Annotated in this window: 14 protein-coding genes and 1 tRNA gene; 11 read left to right on the top strand and 4 right to left on the bottom strand. The window is 61.1% G+C overall.

Features of this window, described 5'->3' with window-relative positions; genetic code table 11:
• Both AC2FNL_RS15290 and AC2FNL_RS15285 read left to right on the top strand, forming a co-directional pair.
• Positions 1-111: EF-Tu C-terminal domain-related protein (locus AC2FNL_RS15290; protein ID WP_480428719.1), on the top strand; the 111-nt coding region annotated here is incomplete at its 5' end.
• A gap of 158 nt (positions 112-269) precedes the next feature.
• On the top strand, positions 270-551 hold the full coding sequence (locus AC2FNL_RS15285) for a hypothetical protein (protein ID WP_093964425.1): 282 nt from the start codon (positions 270-272) through the stop codon (positions 549-551).
• Here the strand turns inward: AC2FNL_RS15285 and AC2FNL_RS15280 are convergent, their stop codons facing one another.
• Positions 552-1,256, bottom strand: coding sequence for a lysophospholipid acyltransferase family protein (locus AC2FNL_RS15280; protein ID WP_093964426.1), 705 nt, complete (start codon positions 1,254-1,256; stop codon positions 552-554). It lies immediately after the preceding gene.
• Between the two features lie 144 nt (positions 1,257-1,400).
• Between AC2FNL_RS15280 and AC2FNL_RS15275 the strand changes: the two genes are divergently transcribed.
• The 8 genes from AC2FNL_RS15275 to lptF all read left to right on the top strand — a co-directional run bounded on the left by AC2FNL_RS15275 (position 1,401) and on the right by lptF (position 14,119).
• Positions 1,401-1,476: transfer RNA gene (locus tag AC2FNL_RS15275), tRNA-Trp, on the top strand.
• Between the two features lie 204 nt (positions 1,477-1,680).
• Complete coding sequence (locus AC2FNL_RS15270) at positions 1,681-4,995, top strand: adenylate/guanylate cyclase domain-containing protein (protein WP_496834173.1); 3,315 nt, start codon at positions 1,681-1,683, stop codon at positions 4,993-4,995.
• 123 nt (positions 4,996-5,118) lie between these two features.
• The gene (locus AC2FNL_RS15265; RefSeq protein ID WP_496834172.1) at positions 5,119-6,678 is read left to right on the top strand and encodes an FAD-binding oxidoreductase; all 1,560 of its coding nucleotides are present in this window, start codon (positions 5,119-5,121) and stop codon (positions 6,676-6,678) included.
• 44 nt (positions 6,679-6,722) lie between these two features.
• The gene (locus tag AC2FNL_RS15260; protein ID WP_496834171.1) at positions 6,723-8,423 is read left to right on the top strand and encodes a hypothetical protein; all 1,701 of its coding nucleotides are present in this window, start codon (positions 6,723-6,725) and stop codon (positions 8,421-8,423) included.
• Complete coding sequence (locus AC2FNL_RS15255; protein WP_496834170.1) at positions 8,416-10,173, top strand: ferritin-like domain-containing protein; 1,758 nt, start codon at positions 8,416-8,418, stop codon at positions 10,171-10,173. Before AC2FNL_RS15260 ends, AC2FNL_RS15255 begins: the two co-directional genes overlap by 8 nt.
• A complete protein-coding gene (locus AC2FNL_RS15250) occupies positions 10,170-11,477 on the top strand; it encodes a radical SAM protein (RefSeq protein WP_496834169.1) in 1,308 nt (435 codons plus the stop codon). Before AC2FNL_RS15255 ends, AC2FNL_RS15250 begins: the two co-directional genes overlap by 4 nt.
• Before the next feature lie 11 nt (positions 11,478-11,488).
• The gene (gene qhpG / locus AC2FNL_RS15245) at positions 11,489-12,928 is read left to right on the top strand and encodes a flavin-dependent monooxygenase QhpG (protein WP_496834168.1); all 1,440 of its coding nucleotides are present in this window, start codon (positions 11,489-11,491) and stop codon (positions 12,926-12,928) included.
• A gap of 51 nt (positions 12,929-12,979) precedes the next feature.
• Complete coding sequence (gene lptF / locus AC2FNL_RS15240) at positions 12,980-14,119, top strand: LPS export ABC transporter permease LptF (RefSeq protein WP_170339511.1); 1,140 nt, start codon at positions 12,980-12,982, stop codon at positions 14,117-14,119.
• 2 nt (positions 14,120-14,121) lie between these two features.
• On the opposite strand, the gene AC2FNL_RS15235 is transcribed toward lptF, so the two are convergent.
• A complete protein-coding gene (locus tag AC2FNL_RS15235) occupies positions 14,122-14,958 on the bottom strand; it encodes a LysR family transcriptional regulator (RefSeq protein ID WP_496834167.1) in 837 nt (278 codons plus the stop codon).
• Between the two features lie 104 nt (positions 14,959-15,062).
• Here AC2FNL_RS15235 and AC2FNL_RS15230 point away from each other — a divergent pair, with 104 nt between their 5' ends.
• A complete protein-coding gene (locus AC2FNL_RS15230) occupies positions 15,063-15,653 on the top strand; it encodes an HD domain-containing protein (protein WP_093964435.1) in 591 nt (196 codons plus the stop codon).
• On the opposite strand, the gene speB is transcribed toward AC2FNL_RS15230, so the two are convergent.
• Positions 15,650-16,492 carry an agmatinase gene (gene speB, locus AC2FNL_RS15225; RefSeq protein ID WP_093964436.1) on the bottom strand — a complete coding sequence of 281 codons (843 nt, stop codon included), beginning with the start codon at positions 16,490-16,492 and terminating at the stop codon, positions 15,650-15,652. The two genes, AC2FNL_RS15230 and speB, sit on opposite strands and share 4 nt — an antisense overlap.
• The gene (gene nspC, locus AC2FNL_RS15220; RefSeq protein WP_496834166.1) at positions 16,489-17,658 is read right to left on the bottom strand and encodes a carboxynorspermidine decarboxylase; all 1,170 of its coding nucleotides are present in this window, start codon (positions 17,656-17,658) and stop codon (positions 16,489-16,491) included. Before nspC ends, speB begins: the two co-directional genes overlap by 4 nt.
• Positions 17,659-17,722: the final 64 nt, after the last annotated feature.

Here is a 17,722-nt window from a genome sequence, read left to right as displayed (position 1 = left end):
TTCGGCGTCGAGCTGATCGCCCCGATCGCCATGGAAAACGGTCTGCGCTTCGCCATCCGCGAAGGCGGCCGCACCGTCGGCGCAGGCGTCGTGTCCAAAATCATCGAGTAAGGCGCATCAGCGCATACTGATGGAAAGGGCGTCCCTTGGGGCGCCCTTTTTCTTATTGTGAAGCCGATCAGACTGTTTCAAGTCTGCCAGTGTTTTCGATTTGATGGTGCCGCAACCCTTGGCTTTAGTAATCTTAACCATCCGCCCATCTGCTCCAGATGCTGAATGTCTACGTGATGAGCAACGCCGACAGCGACCTATGCACGCTCGGCAGAATGCCCGAACAGCAGGAGGACGCGATGTTTGGCTTTGAGTTTCTGAACTACGGGGCGCAAATCCTTCACAACAAGGACCTGGAAGATATGCGCGAGGCCATTCTCAGCGATGATGATCACGAAGTCGACTGCACCGTCAGCGATTTTTGTCGGGAACGCAGAAAGTTTGGGGCCAAGCAAACCGGCGCCTTGCGCGGTGACTTTTGCGGAAAGCAGGCGGGCTGATCAGAGCTTTGGTTCCCAAGGAGTGCGGCCGACCATACGATCCGCCTCGGCGGTGATATCATTCATGTGCTTCTCGAGGCTTTGGCGCAGTTGCTCGATCTGCTCGTCCGTGGCCTTGCGGGGTACGGTCTCAGTCCATTCGCGGCACAGAAAGACGCCTTCGTTGCGCCAGGGGCGCGGCAGCAGCAGCCGGTCCCAGGTGCCGGCCTCACGGCCATGGCGGGCCGAATAGGTGATGCCAAAAATGCGTTTGCCCGAGCTGCGCGCCCAGACCAGCGGGACGGTCGAGCACACCCGTTCCGGGCCGCGCGGACCGTCGGCAGCTATGCCGATCGAGATCCCCTGTTTCATCTTGCCCAACACTTCACGCGACAGGGCCACGTGACGCTTGTGGCTGGACATGGCGATGGTGTCCATGCCGAAGAGTTTCTGCACCCGGCCCACCATGCTGCCGGCGCGCGCGGCCGATGTGATCGAGCAGATGCGCCCCTTGTCCAGCGGAAAGAAATAGGGCGACTGGGCCAGCCGCTGGTGCCACAGCACGACGATGACCGGCTCGCCCTGTTCCGCGAGCTTGTCCAACTCATCATAGCCGATCCGCTGCCATTTGGTGTTGCGATGGACCATCCTGATGTAGCTGGCGATGCGGCGCGCGGCCCAGTTCAGGGTTGTCTCGCTGTCGGCAATCTTCTTGCGAAGGCTCAAGGGTAATTTCCTCTCGGTGGGCCGAACCTTGTCTTATAGAACTGCACGACGCACGCAACTTCTTTGTCGATTGCATATGTGTCCGAGAAACTGAAAAAGCCTCTTGAGTCCGTCGCGCCGCTGGCATATCTGATGGCGCACCACAGGGGTATAGCTCAGTTGGTAGAGCGACGGTCTCCAAAACCGTAGGTCGCGGGTTCGAACCCTGCTGCCCCTGCCATTCTCCAAGCAATTCAGCAATGCTGCCTCCACGGTCAACCGTGCTGCGCCGGTTTGGTGCGCCAAACCTCTTGACGTGCGGGTAAAGAACGAAAAGGCTGTTCAGTCAGTTGGATAATGAACGGGCCACGGTTTGCGACGCGCGATCTGCGCGGGTTGGACCGTGCCAAAACAATCCGGCGTTGGACAGGCCGTTGGGGGAGAAATGACGGATATCGCCGCTTTTCTGGAGAAGTTGGGGCTGTCCAAATACGCGCCCGCCTTCGCTGCGGCAGAAGTGGCCTTGTCCGACCTCGTTCATCTGTCCGAGCATGATCTGATCGATCTCGGGCTACCACTGGGTCCCCGGCGTCGCCTGCTTGCCGCAACCGCGCGTTTTGCCCAGGACACGGCCGGTGACGCCGTACACACCCGCCGACAGGGCAAAATCGTGGCCGAGCGCCGGCAGTTGACGGTCATGTTCGTTGATCTCGTCGGCTCGACGGCAATGTCCGAGCGCCTGGATCCGGAAGATCTGGGCGAGCTGGTGCGGCGATTCAAAGAGACTTGCACAACCGCCGTCTCGAAATTCGGTGGTCACATCGCCTGTTTCATGGGGGATGGTGCGATGATCTATTTCGGCTATCCGCACGCGCAGGAGGATGCGGCCTCGCGCGCGATCGAGGCCGGGTTGCAGATTTTGGACGAACTGCCCGCGATCGACCGAAAGGAAGAGCTGCAGGCGCGGATCGGAATCGCCACGGGACTTGTGGTGGTCGGCACCATCTATGGGGACGGGTTGCGGGAAAACGACGTGGTCATGGGGCGGACGCCGAATCTGGCCGCCCGCCTGCAGGGTCTGGCCGAACCAAATTCGCTGATCATCAGCCCCTCGACGCGCCGCCTGATCGGTGGCGCTTTCCGGCTGAAGGATTCCGGCAGGCATGTTCTGAAGGGGTTTGCGGACGAGATTCAGGCCTGGATCGTGGAGGGTACCGCACGGATCGAACGGCGGTTCGAGATCAATCCCGAAGCGGGTTCCGGCCGACTGATCGGGCGCAGCTCTGAGTTTCGCAAGCTGTGTGACAAGTGGAACGAAGCCAGTCACGGGGCGGGTCAATCCGTTCTGATCTCAGGTGAGGCGGGGATCGGAAAGTCGCGGCTGATCGAAGGGTTGGCGCACGAGTTGCAGGGGCAGGATATTCTGCGTCTGAATTTCCAATGTTCGCCGCTGCACTCAAGCAGTGCCTTGTATCCGATCGTGCAGCAACTGGAACGTTCAGCCGGGTTCGCGCCGGCGGATACGGACGCCCAAAAGCTGGACAAGCTTCTGCCGCTGCTGCGGTATCTGACGTCCGAACAACAGCGCCTTATTGCTGATCTGTTGAGCATCGATGCCGATGATGCATTGGGGCCCTTGGACCTGCCGCCGCAGGTCAAGTTGGAAAAGACGCTGGAAGCCGTAACGCAGCAATTGGTGTCGATGGCCCGAAGCAAACCCGTTCTGTTGCTGTTCGAAGACGCGCATTGGGTGGACCCGACCACGCTTTCGCTGACGGATAGGGTAATCGAGCAGATCCGTGACCTGCCGGTTCTTATCGTGGTCACGGCCCGGCAGGGGTTCGACCCCAGCTGGGGGCACCACCACAACACGTTGCACATCCCCCTGACCCGATTGTCGAATGCCGAGGTGGCGGAAATCGTCACGGATGTCGCGGGGGGCAAGCCTTTGCCGGGACCGGTCTGCGACCTGATTGCCGCCAAGACCGATGGGATCCCGCTCTTTGTACAGGAGGTGACGCGCGGCCTTCTGGAATCCGGCCAGTTGCGGCTGACCGAGGATGGCTATGTCCTGCGCGGTCCGCTGCCGTCGCTGTCGGTACCCAGCACGCTCAAGGATTCGCTGATGGAGCGTCTCGACCGCCTGGGTATGGCAAAGGACGTGGCGCAGACCGGCGCCGTGTTCGGGCGACGCTTTTCGGTGGCTCTGGTCGCGGCGGTCTCCATGCTGCCGGCGGTGTCGATGCAGGCCAGCCTGGAACAATTGGCCATGGCGGGCATCATCCAGCGGCCACCGGACGGGGCCGAGGACGAATACCTGTTTCGCCATGCCCTGATCCGGGACATGGCCTATGACAGCCTTCTGCGATCCGAGCGGCAGGTCCTGCACGACCAGGCTGCGGGTGTATTGCTGGACCAGCAACCCTATCTTGCACAGACCCAGCCCGAAGTTCTGGCCCAGCACTATACGCTGGCAAATCGCCCCGAAGAGGCCGTTACTCATTGGCAAAACGCCGGTCAGAGAGCGATCGAGCGGTCGGCCCTGTCCGAAGCACTGACCCATTTGTCCAAGGCGCTCGTTCTTGTCTCAGACCTGCCGAAAAGCCGCGACCGCGACTTGCGCGAGATTGATCTGCAAGTGCTTCGGGCGGGTGTCTTGCGCTCGACTGACGGGATTGCGGGCGAAGCGACAGGCGAGGCCTATGGCCGGCTGCGCGAGCTGTGCCGTCGGGCCCGCGAGACGGAACGCCTTTTCCCGGTTCTCAATGGGCTTTATGCGTTTCACCTTGTGCGGGCCGAGTACCGCCTGGCCGGTGAGGTGGCGGACCAGATCCTGGACCTGGCTGAAGTCAGCGGCCGGACCGAGCACCGGATGGTAGGGCACCGCGCCATGGGGGCCGTACAATTGCACATCGGCAATCTGACGGATGCCCGGGCGCACCTGGAGCAGGCCTGGACCCTTTACGATTTCAAAACACATGGGAAGCTGGCCTATGTCTATGGCACCGACCATGCGGCCATCACAGCTGGCTTCCTGGGGGTCTGTTACAGCCTGATGGGTGAGCCGGCCCGTGCGCGAAAGGTTCAGGCGCAGGCTTTGGACTGGGCCAATGAATTGCAACACGCGCACAGCGTAGCCCAAGTCTTGACCTATACGTGCATGGTCCATCTGTTGCACCGTGATATCGACGCACTGATCGCGACCGTCGCACCGCTGGAGGAGATTTCTCGCGAGCACAGGTTGGCCTTCATGTCGATCACCGCCCGCATGTGGCTCGGTTGGGCGCGGGCGCACCGGACCCCGGACGCCGAGCACATCGCGGCCCTGCGGCAGGCGTCGGATGACTGGTGGTCTAGTGGCGCCGGAAACTACAAAAGCTTCTTTCTATCGCTGATCGCGGAACTTCTGGTGCGTGCCGGGGGGCTCAAGGCCGCCAAGCAGGCGCTGACGCAGGCTGAACTTTGGCGCAAAGATACCGACGAAGGCTGGGCCGATGCCGAGGTTTTCAGGGTCCGCTCGTTGCTTGACGATCATGAGCGGAAAGATCCTGAACCGATACTCAAACAAGCGGTGTCCGAGGCGCGCAAATGCGGGGCCAGCCTGTTCGAACTGCGCGCAGCCGTGGCGCTGACGCGCCACGTTTCCAAAACCGCGGGGAAGCCGGGGCCATGGCTGTCGGATGCCCTGGAACGTTTCGACCCAAAGGCCGACATCCCGGAATTGCTTGAAGCCCGGGCATTGCTTGAAACGATCTCTTGACCGGTACGGAAGCTTTCTGCCAGCTTGGGACGGGCAGAAATGGGTTGATGGAAAGACCGTAAAACGTGCGCGCAGTGTTTTTTCCCTGCGCGTTCTGCATGTTATGCCAAGGGAGCGTCCATCATGCGCAAGATAAGCAAGACTATTCTGGCCAAGGATCGCGTCGCCTCCAGCCGAACGGACCTATCGCTGCAGCGCTATCATCCGATTACGCCCGAGCAGATACGGGAGTTTGAAAAAGGCCTGGTTGGGTCGGTCGTTTTGCCGACGGACCCGAACTACAACACGGATCGCCAACTTTGGAACCCGGCCTTTCAGGACTACCCGGAAATCATTGTCTATTGCGAAACCATTCAGGACGTGCGGGCCAGTCTGGCCTTCGCGCGGGCCCATGATCTGTGGGTGGTCAGCCGATCGGGCCGGCACAGCACGGCGGGGTACTCGGTCAACAATGCGATGGTGCTGGATACCAGCAGGATGTGTTACGTGACGGTCGATCCAGATACCCCGATGGCCTATGTCGGCCCCGGTACCCCGTTCAAGGTCCTGAACTCGGTGCTGGATTCCTATCACCTGCATGTGCCGGGTGGCGCGTGTCAGGATGTCTGCGTGGCCGGATTCATGATGGGCGGAGGATACGGGTTCACGTCGCGCCTGTTCGGAATGGCCTGCGACAATGTCCTGGGCGTGACGGTTATGCTGTGGGATGGCAGTATCGTGATCGCGGATGACACGACCAACCCCGATCTTTTCTGGGCGATCCGGGGAGGCACCGGCAACAATTTCGGGGTGCTTCTGGAAATCCGGTTCAAGCTGCACAACCTTTACGAAGTTTGGGGCGTTCATATCAAATGGCCGCTGGACAGGGCTGCCAAGGCTTTGGAGTTTCTGCAGGCCAACTACATGAAGGACGGACTCTCGGACAAATTTGGGGCCTACATCTTTCTGGCTTATCAAGGAGACCAGAAGGTTCTTTTGGTCTCGGCCCTATATCACGGCCCCGAAGTCGAAGGGCGCCGGGTCATCCAGCCGCTGCTGGACGAACCCATCGGCGGCCACATGGAAAACAGCAAGACAGGAACCTACCAGCAGATCAATTCCTGGCTGTATGACGAGAAATACGACATCCCGGTGGTCCCGGATCAAGCCCGCGAAGACAAGCAGGGCGGGTATATCGCCCGCCAGTTGTCGCAAGATGAATGGCAAAGGGTCGTCGATTATCTGGACAGCACGCCAAACGCCTACGGGGCCGCGGCGATAGAGCCGTATGGCGGGGCGATCAACCGAATGCCGGTTGGCAAACAGGGAAACGCCTTCATTCACCGCGACGTGTCGATGAATTTCTACGTTGACGTGTTCTGGTTGTCCGAGGATGAGAAAGACGTCGTGGTCCCCTGGCTGGATGGGTTCATGCAGATGATGACGGACGAGGGCTTCTTCATCGACCGCTGTTATCAAAATTATCCGCGGCGTACTCAGTTGAACTATCGATGGCTCTATTGGGGCGACAACTTCAACTCACTTCTGTTCGTGAAGCAGAAATTCGACCCCCAGAACTTCTTCCACTACCAGCAGAGCATTTCTCCGGTTCCGGACGACGCGCCGCCGGACATCATTCGGGATAAGTCGACTCCGTTCTTCTCGGACCCGACGATCACCTATCAAAGCTATTCGTACCCCTGAAAACAGGGTGCGGACCGGCATGGCCAAACTGGAGAGGGCCCGGCATGGACACGATACAGGAAATCTTCTTTCTGCCGCCGATGGCCGTTGCCAGGCTTGGTCCGGGGGCGACCCCGCTGGAAAGCTACGAATGGCAGCAGGATCTGGACGCGCATGGCAACAACAAGACGGTCATACGCTCGAACGTGACTTTACGGGAAAACGAGGATGGGAGTGTCTCGGCCTACCTGCCGGACCCGCGGAAGATCCGATTTCGGGATGAAGGCACCGGCGCCCTGCGCCCGGTCGCGCCGTTCTTTGAGCTGTGGGCGCGGATGTTCGATGCTGAAACCGGCGAGGCCTATGAAACTCCTGTCACTCTGAACCTTCTTGAAGGGCAGGGGCTGTCGCTGAAGAACATCCGCTACACGGTCGCTGTGGGCAATCAGAAAGCCGCCCGCCGCACCGGAGATGCAGCCTGCGGGTTTCGTACACGGGTCGAGATCGCGGCCGAGGATTTTACTCCCAAACCTTTGCTGGCCTTCAGTCCGCACACGTCGGAACAACAGCCGCTGGTCTATGAACACAACCCGATCCCGCTGGGCTCGGTGCGGGTTGTCCGCCCGGTCCAAGGGACGGACGAGCCGGTGCCCGGCGAGATGGTGGACCGCAGTCTTCTGCGTTTGCGGTTCACTCCGCCCAAGGGCGAGGTATACGGCCCGCCCGATGCCGCCTTCGGCCCTGCAACCCTTGCTGTGCCGGGATACAAGAATGACCCGCCCAAATCAGAATATGGCCGGATTCATGAGATCGTGCCGGCGCAGAACCGCATCCTGAACCCGGACACGCCCTGGTCGAAATGGATCATGATGTCGGGGTTGTCTGATGATCCCGAACCGCATGACAGTTATGATGGTGCCAGGGTCGGCAACGATCAGTCCTGGGGGGTGGTTGACGACACGTGTGATGGAACGATCGAAGCCACGCTGGCTGTTCGAGGTCAGCGTTTGGTCGCCCGGGCGCGCATCTTCACCGGACCGCCGGATTTCGCACCGGATTGCCGGCCTTTCTACAGTCTCGAAGACGATCTGGCGGATCGCGACATGTCGTTGATCTCGGTCACCGCCGAAAACTACCTTGATGCAAAAACCGAAGTGGTCGACATCTTCCGAAGGGCGTTCGAGACCAACAGCCTGATCAATCTGGATGACATCCGGGCACAGGGCCTCAAGGACAATGCCTCTCTTCAGGCGCAGACCAATATCGCACCCACACCGGGCCTGCCGTCCACCGATGCGGCATCGATGACGGAAAAGGACGCGGTGCCTCCCGACAAAATCGACGAGTTGATCCGCCCACAGCCGGTGTCGGTTTTCTCGAACTCGGTCCCGAATGAACAGCTGCCCTATACGGTCGCCACCAAGTTTGTGCACGAGCAGTTGATCGATGAGGAAAACCTTTTGGATTTTCTACGCCGCAGGCCTGATTTCGTGCGGCGATTGATGCGCCCGCCCTTTGGCGTTCTGGCCCAGTTCGAAGAGGACCCGAACCCTGACCAGACACCCGATCCCGCCTTCCGCGACCCGCGGATCGTGCGCGACATGATGCACGACGCCCGCATGCCGCCCTACATGCGGGATTCAAACTATTTTCCGCTCTCGCTGTCACGGCGGCAGTACCATCTGGTGATGTCTTTCATCGATTACCTCGAGGCGCACCCGCCCGCGCCCGGAACCGAACCGGTAGGAGAGCCTCGGGATGTCTGACAAACCAGCGCCGATCCGCATCAAACCCCGCAATCTGACGGCCCGTGCGGCCTACAAGGTGCCCGGCAACCCTGACAACACTCGGCTGGACGGGTCGGTCGGAAATTGTTTCCCGGGGCTGGAAATGGACGTACGCGACCTTGATCGCCGGTTCTTTCCGGGATTGGTATTCAATGCCGTACGTGTCCCGCTGAACCCGGTTCCGGAAGCACCCGAAAACACGCAAGGGTTTCATCTGGTCTATGTCGACTATTTCTATGACCCGATGTTGCCCGATGACAGTTCGGCACCTTGGGTGCAGGACTTGCTGGACGCCTATCGTGGTGACATCGGCGCCGAGCTGTCCAGCGGCCGGTGGTTTCTGGCCTGGGTCGAGCAAGGCGGTCGACGTATCTCGTTCCGTGATGACAAGGGCAAACCCTACGACGGCATGCTGGTCTGGCGGTTCATCCGCAGCCTTGAATGCGGTGAAGACCATCCGGTGACCATCGCACTGGAGCGGCGCAATCACGACGGTGTCGTCGACGCACCGCCGGTCGTCCTGCACGGATACCGCCGGCAGTACCGCACCGAAGCCGGCGTGTTCGATACGGCCTACGACCCCGGAGAGCTGACCCAAAGTCTGTGCAATCCCTGGTCGCATGACTTTCGGGATTGCGGCTGCCACTACTGGCCATCAAACCACCCGGATGTGGTCACTGCCGAAGTACCGCATGACACCCGGCTGCCCACTGGTGCGCCCGACGATCCGGTTGTGGCCGAAACCTATCTGGATTGGCTGCGTTCGGACAAATCGCCCTCGGGCAATGTGGCGGCGTTGAATACCGTCGAACAGAACCGCCCGTTCCAGATCGACCACTACGAGGTCAACCAGATGTGGAGCGACCTGCCGATCGTCGTCGAGGGACGCGAGACCGGCGAAGTCTATGAGGCCGACACGGACCTGCCCGGTGTCGAACCGTATGAAAGCGTTGCTGCGATGGTTCAGGACTTGCAGACCCGTCTGGCGCCGATGGAGATGACGCTCAGCCTGCAATACCTCTATGCCTATTTCTCGCTGGCCGATCCCGAAACCGTCGATTCCGAGCGCTGGCCAACGCTGAAGGATGATCTGATCTTTGCGCGGCGCGCCCTGCTTGAAGTTGCGATCGGCGAGATGACCCACATGCGCTGGGCCAACCAGTTGCTGTGGTCGTTGCAGGGCAAGGATTACAAGCCAGTGCTGACGCCCGCGCTTGCCCTGCCCATCGGACCCAAGCGGATCATCCCACGGTCATTGCGCCCCTTAACGCCCGAGGCCATCGGCGACTTCATCGAGATCGAACGCCCCGACGGGTTCATCGACCGCGCTTATGCCCAGTGCGTGGCGACACTGGAAAACAAGGCGTTCACCGATCGACGCCTGTATGCTTTGGCCGTGCGGATCGACACCGACGGCGACGAGCATTTTCTGCGGTTCCGCCAGATGAAGGACGTTCTGGCCAAATACCAAACGGGCCGCGGCACACCTACCTATCTGCGCCCGATCCAAGTGGGCTCGGAAACGCAGGCGCAAGAGGCACTGGATCTGTTCCGCCGCATCACCGATGGGCTGGAACAGGCCTATCAAAACGAGGCTCAGAACCGATTTACCGAAGCGCAGGAGTATATCCAGCAGGTGCGCGACACGATGAAAAGCTTTCGGGTCGCCGGTGAAGCCTTGGCGGAAAAGGGTATCGGTATCCCGTTCTGGCCCGAGGTCGAGACATGACCGACCCATCTGCCGAGGTGCATTTTTTCGAATCGACCTTGGGCGAGCACATGCTGGCCGTAGATGGCTCGCGCGTGTTCGACGTGCCCGATGGAACGGCGGATCACTTCGCCCGTATGACCGCCGAAGGACAGCGAGAGTTTCTGACGCAGATGGGTCTTGATGGTGTGCCGTTCATTGACGACACGCCGCCGCGCCGCATGCCTGTCAGGTCTTTGTCGCTGGCGGTCGCGCAGAAATGCAACTTGGCATGCACATATTGCTATGCCTCGCAGGGCAGCTTTGGTGGTCCTGCCCGAAGTATGGAATGGGAGGTCGCGAAAGCCTCGGTCGATCGGCTGATCATGGACGCGGAACCTGGCACCCGGATCAATCTGGCCTTTCTTGGAGGCGAGCCGTTGATCAATCGCGACCTGATCCGAAAAACGACGGTTTATGCTGCCGAACAAGCGCAACTCTACAACGTGGATGTGGGCTTTTCGATCACGACGAACGGCACGTTGCTGCGCCTGGAAGACGCTGAGTTTTTTGAAGACCACGCCTTTGCCGTTACCATCAGTCTGGATGGCGTTGGCAAGGCACATGACCGGCTGCGCCCCAATCAGGGTGGGCGCGGCAGCTACGACACCATTCTGCGCAAGGTGCAGCCGTTGCTGGACAAACAGCATCGCATGCAGGTGGGCGCTCGGGTCACAGTGACACCGCGCAACATCGAACTGCCTGAAACCCTGAGCCATTTCATAGGCTTGGGTTTCCACTCGGTCGGGTTCTCACCCATGCTGGCTTCGCCAACCGGGCGCGAAGAAATGAGCAGCAAGGACATGGCCGAAATGCTTTCGCAGATGATCCGCTGCGGACGCGTTTTCGAAGACGCAGTGCTGCAGGGCCGCCGATTCCCCTTCTCGAACATGGCCGCCGCAATGCACGAGATCCACCGTGGCACGCACCGGCCCTACGCTTGCGGAGCCGGTGGCGGATATTTCGGGGTTTCGGCGGATGGCGATCTGTTCGCCTGCCATCGCTTCGTCGAGGATGACGTGGCCGCGATGGGCAACGTCCATGACGGCCCGGATGCGCGGCGAGAAGCCTGGCTGGCCGAGCGCCACGTCCACAACCAATCGCCGTGCAACACCTGTTGGGCACGGTACATGTGCGGTGGCGGTTGCCATCACGAGGTCATTCATCGTGGCCGCCCGGCATGTGATTATATCCGCGGTTGGCTGGATTATTGCTTGCAGGCCTATGTCCGGCTGTCGGCTGCCTGCCCGGATTTCTTCGGCGACGCTGCCCGCCGTTCGGCCTGAGGGCGCAGCGGATGGCGGCCGAGATTGAAGCCGAGATCTGCGTGATCGGCGGTGGCCCGGCTGGAGCAGTGACCGCGATGCGCCTGGCGCAGCTGGGGCGACGGGTCTGTCTGCTGGAACGCGCCATCTTCCCACGCCCACACATCGGCGAGTCACTTCCTTCCTCCATCTGGCCCATTCTGCGGTTTCTGGGTGTGGACGATGCGATGAAAGCTGCGGGATTCCTGCAATCGTCGGGTTCCGTCCTTATGTGGGGCGGGGCGTTTGAAAGGCGGGGTGAACCAGTCGACGATCCGGGCCTTCTGGTGGATCGCGGCCAGTTTGATGCCATCCTGCTGGACGCTGCACGCCAGTCGGGTGTTCGTGTGTTGCAACCCGCACGCGCTTATCGACCACGGCGCACCTGGGCCGGTTGGGAGGTTCCGATCCTGACGGCGCAGGGAAAAAGCCGGCTGCGCGCTGACCTATTGGTGGATGCGGCGGGCAAGCATGCGGGACTCGGTCGGAGATTCCGCCCGGCCTCAGCGCTGTTGACTGCGCTCTATGCCTATTGGCAAGCCCCTCCGGGTTTTGGCGCGCAGGCCCGCGTGGAGGCTGGTGATGCCCATTGGTATTGGGGCGCAGCACAGCCGGATGGTACGGTCAACGCTTGCGTTTTCATCGACCCGTCGGATTGCACTGGTTTGTCGCCGGCGGCCCGGCGTGATCTGTATCTGAATCTTCTGGCACGATCGACTCTTCTGGCCTGCTGTCTGGAGCAGGTGCGAATGGGCCCGGTGCGCCGGTGCGATGCCAGCAGCCAATGTGAATTGACCCCGCCCGCCTATGATCTGCTGCGCGTAGGCGAAGCGAGTTTCTCGGTCGATGCGCTGTCATCGCAAGGGGTGCAGCTGGCTATGGCGCAGGCCATGCAGGCAGCAGTGGTTGCAAACACGATTCTGAGCCGGCCCAGCGACACCAACATCGCGCTGGGATTCTATTCGGAACGACAGCGCGAACGCGTCGAAACCCACGCCGAACTGGCGGCGGCATTCTATGCACGTCACCACGAGGTCTCCTCTGGGCCGTTCTGGAGTCAGCGCGCGCAGCCGCTGGACTGGCTTCGCCGCCAGCCTGCAGACCTGCAGAATGCGGAGCTGTCCAAGGGCGAGGTGCTTCGCCGGTCGCCGGAGGCGAAGCTGATACAGGGCGGTGTGCAAGGCGACGCATATGTTGTGCGGTCAGAGATTCTGACCCACCCCAATCTGCCGCGCCCGGTCCACTCGCTGGCGGGGGCCGAGCTGGCGCCGTTGATATCCGATCTGCGCGACCCACTCTCTGTGCCCGATATTTTGCAGCGATGGTCGAGCCGCATCGGACCCACCTCGGCGGCACAGGTCCTGCGGTGGCTGTGGCACACCAAAATCCTTGTGCCGGCCGGTGAACTGGGGCGCAATCGCGGTTCCCCTTGACTGGCGAATGGCCTAATGTCCCGCCAGGATAAAACAGCCGAAAGAGGTCACATGTCGCGCTTTGATGGGTATTTCCTGCGGCAGCTACTGGTTCTTTTCGGCTTTTTCACGCTTGTTCTGGTGGGCGTGTTCTGGATCACCCGCTCGGTCAGCCTGTTCGAACACGTCATCAGTGGCGGCCAGTCGGCTATGGTGTTTCTGGAGTTCACGGCGCTGACCCTGCCAACACTTGTCCGAACGGTCATGCCGATGGCGGTCTTTGCCGCCGCAGTCTATGCCACCAACCGGCTGAGCCGGGAAAGCGAGCTGACCGTGATGCTGGCCACCGGGTCCAGCCCATGGCGGCTGGGCCGGGCGGTGTTGTTGTTTGGCCTCGTGGCGGGGCTAATGATGGCGATCGTCAGCGTCATTCTGCGGCCCGCATCCGTTGAACAGCTGGAATTGCGCCAGGCAGAGGTAGCAGGTGACATTACCGCGCAGTTGCTCAACGAGGGTGAGTTCATGCACCCGGCTCGCGGCGTGACCGTCTATATCGGTCGGATTGATCTGGATGGCACATTGCACGAGGTGTTCGTGTCCGACCGTCGCGATCAGGAAAACCCCGCCACATACTCCAGCACGTCCGCCTATCTGGTGAACAACGGATCCGGCGTTCATCTGGTCATGGTGGATGGGGTTGCACTGCGGCTGAACAAGGAAGGCAAGACGCTGTCGTCGACCCTTTTCGACGATGCATCATACGACATTTCGGAGCTGTCTCGAAACACCGACAATGGACGCCGCAGTCTTGAGGCGATTCCGACGATCGAGTTGTTGGGCGATCTTGACGCTGTCGCTGCGGCGGATGGCTACCCGTTGGGGGAATTGGTGGAAGAGCTGCACCAGCGGTTCTCCTGGATCGCGATCTGCATCACCGTGGCGCTGGTGGGGTATTCGACGCTGATGCTGGGCAGTTTTTCCCGGTTCGGCCTTTGGCCACAGATATTCGCAGCATTCACGATTCTTGTCTTGTTGGAAGGTGTGCGTGGGTTCGTGTCTCCGGTGGTGATCAAGGATGCGAAACTTTGGCCGATGCTCTATGGTCCAGCCGTTGTCGGGTTCGCAATATCGGCCGTGTTCCTGGCTTTCGCCGGAAGACCGATCATTCGCCGGCGGGTGAGAGCCGCCGCACCCGCGCCATCCCCGGTCTGAGATTAGCCCCGCAACTCCGACAGGCACTGGTGTAATTCACCCAACAGTTTTTGGTGGTCATCCTCTGCGCGCGAGACAAGGTGGACTGGTAGAATTAGCGGTGCCGCTTCGTCGACCTTGCGAAGCGCGCCATTCGCAAGGTGCGGGGCGACGACGCTGTGCGGGAAAAAACCGCGCCCGCCGCGTTGCAGGATATAGCGCAGTGCCATCATGCAATTGCCCAGAAACACGGTTTGCCCAGCAGACAACCGGGCCAGACCGCGTACATGCTCCTGATAGCCTTCACCAAGTTCGAGGTTGATGAAAACAGGATCGCTGCCGGACTTAGCCAGATGGGGCGTCTCGACAAGGATCAAATGCTCGGGCGGCAAGTCCTGGCACGAGATCCCGGACCGCGATGGCCTCTCATGTGTCAAAGCTACGTCCAGAACGTGCGAAGCAACGGCCTCGACCATGTTCAGCGTGTGGTCATAATTGAGCGTCAACAGAAGTTTGCCAAACCTCTGCTCAAAGCGGACGGCCAGATCGACCAGAAGCGGGTCCCAGATGCTGAGCTGAGCGCCCAGGCGAAGGGCCACACGACCTTGACTTTGGGCCGGCAGGTCCTGCGAGGCGAAGGACCAAAGCGACAGCATCTGTTCGGCATAGGGTTTGAACTGCGCCCCGAAGTCGGTGAGGCTGGTACCGCCGGCACCACGTGAAAACAGGGCTTTGCCCGTGGCCGCCTCAAGCTGGCGGATCCGTGCACTGACAGCCGTCTGTGTCACGTTCATTCGTCGGGCCGCAGCATGGAAACCACCGGCTTCCGCCACGCATAAAAACGTTTCGAGCTCACGCATCTGCATGTGAAACTATTTTTTGATCAGCGTGATAAAATCAATTCATTTTTTCTATTGGGTGGTCGCGACTAGTCTGGCAGTGACCCGCAGCCAAAGGACCCGCCATGCTGGACAAAAGCCACAAACCCACCTGGACCAGTTTCGAAGAGGCCACCAAGGCCGACTGGGACGCCGTCATGGAATACGAAGAGGCCTATAACGCGGCTTTGCCCGACCGGATTCTGGACGCGATCCGGTCCTTGGACGAGGAATGGACACCCTACCCGGTCAACCGGTATCAGCACAGCCTGCAGGCCGCGACGCGGGCCTACGAGGATGGCGCGGATGAGGAACTGGTCGTTGCTGCCCTGATCCATGACACCGGGGACATCCTGTCGCCGTACAACCACGGTGAGCTGTCAGCGGCGATGATGAAGCCCTATGTCAGCGAACGCACACATTGGATCCTGAAACATCACTGCGTGTTCCAGGGCTATTACTACAATCACCATCTGGGTGGGGACCGCAACGCGCGGGACAAATACCGCGACAGCCCCTATTGGGAGGACTGCCGCTATTTTTGCCACGAATACGACCAAAAGGCGTTCGACCCGGACTATCCGACCAGGCCGCTGGAGTTCTTCGAGCCCATGCTGCGTCGCGTCCTGAACAAGGGCGAGGGGCATATGGAACTGAACGAAACCGCGGACGCCTAGCAGGAGGCCATCAGGCGATAGACAATCTGTGCCGCGGTGAAATCCCACGCCGCGTTGCCGTCCGGGGCCAGTTCGACCACGTCGAAGCCCACGCAGCGGCGGCCTTTCAAGGCGTGGTCGACAAGATGCAGCGCCTGATAGTATCCCAGACCGCCCGGAACCGGTGTGCCGGTGGCGGGCATCAGCGACGGATCAAGCCCGTCGACGTCAAAGCTGACATAGACCAGTTCGGGAAAATCCTCAGGTAGGTCGACGGCATGGATGTTGCCGGTCACCAGTTCTTCGGCATCCACATGGAAGACACGGTTCCTCAGACGACTTTTGGCTTCTTCGGTCGAGAAGGCGCGTACGCCGAATTGCGCCAGACGGACGCCTTCCTCGGCCAGCAGATGCATGACCGAGGCGTGGCTGTGTTTCTCGCCCTGATATGCGTTGCGCAGGTCGGCATGGGCGTCGATTTGCACGATGCCGAGGGGCTGACCCAATGCGCGGGCCACGCCCATCACCGCGCCATAGCTCAGCGAGTGTTCGCCGCCCAGCGTGACCGGCACCTTGCCGGCGCGGATCGCGGCCTCGGTGCGCTGGGCCAGACGCTCCATGACGTCCGGCATCGGGCCGGTGCAATCCAGCGAAGGTTCGGTGAAGATGCCATCGACACAGGGTTCGGAATGGCCCGTGATGCGTTCGAGTTCGTTGCTGGCTGCGATGATCGCGGCGGGGCCGCCTGCCGTGCCCGAACCGTAGGAGACCGTGCGTTCAAGCGGCACCGGGATGACACGGAACCGGGCGTCTTCGCTGCGTTCGTCCTCGGTCAGTTCGCTGTCGAGGTAAATGCTCATGATAGCCTCTCTTTGAAGTCGTCGTAGCCGAATTGCTTGATGATCTTCAGATCATCGGTTTCGCTGTTCCAAAGGGCGATGGTGGGCAGGGGCACGCCGTTGAACGTGTTGGTCTTGACCATCGAGTAGTGCGCCTGATCGAGGAAGGCAAAGCGCTGCCCGATCCGCAGCGGCTCGGCCCAGGTGTAGTCGCCTATCACGTCGCCCGCCAGGCAGGAGGGGCCGCCCAGGCGATAGGTGTGGCCCGCCTCGGCCTCGTCCATCAGGGCGGGGCGGTAGGGGGCCTCGATCACGTCGGGCATGTGGCAGGTGGCCGAGATGTCGGTGATTGCCAGATCCATGCCGTTGTGCGGCAGGTCGAGGATTTCGCCCACCAGGATGCCCGCGTCCAGCGCCACGGCCTCGCCGGGTTCCAGATAGACCTCGACGCCGTATTTGGCGCGGATGGCCTTGATGAACTCCACCAGCCCGTCACGGTCATAGTCGCTGCGGGTGATGTGGTGGCCGCCGCCGAAATTCAGCCATTTCAGGCCCTTCAGGAAGGGGGCGAGCTTCGGTTTGACCGCCGCCCAGGTGCGGGCCAGCGGTTCGAACCCCTGTTCGCAGAGCGTGTGCATGTGCAGGCCATCCACGCCCTCCAGCGCCTTGGCGTCCAGTTGGCTGACCGGGGTGCCGAGGCGCGAGCACGGGGCGCAGGGGTCGTATTTCGCAACCTCGCCTTCGGAGTGTTCAGGGTTGATGCGCAGCCCGACCTGCCGCCCGGCGGCCTGTGCCTTGGCCAAGAAGCGGTCTTTCTGCGCGGGGCTGTTGAAGATGATGTGGTCCGAGAGCGCGAGGATTTCGTCGATGTCGGACTCCTTGTAGCCCGCGCAGAATGTGGCGACCTCGCCGCCATATTCCTCGCGGCCCAGCCGGGCCTCGTAGATGCCGCTGGCGCAGGTGCCGCCGAGATACTGGCGGACAAGCGGGGCCAAGGCGAACATGGAAAAGGCCTTGAGGGCGGTCAGGACATGCGCGCCAGAGCGCTCGCCGATATCGGCCAGTACCGCCAGATTTCGCTCCACCGCCTTTTCGTCCACGACGAAGCAGGGGGAAGGGACGCGTGTCAGGTCGAAGTGGCGGAAGGGGCCGGCGTCTCCGGCCTGTGTCTGCATCAGTTGGGTCATGTCCGGCGTCTCCAATTGGTGGATAGGCCGGGGGTGCGACTTGTCGCCATTGTCGCTCGGACCA

This window comes from Ruegeria sp. CRTD044 (genome assembly GCF_059613485.1).
The sequence above is the reverse complement of the archived record's forward strand: the minus strand, read 5'-3'. Positions and strand labels throughout refer to the sequence as shown.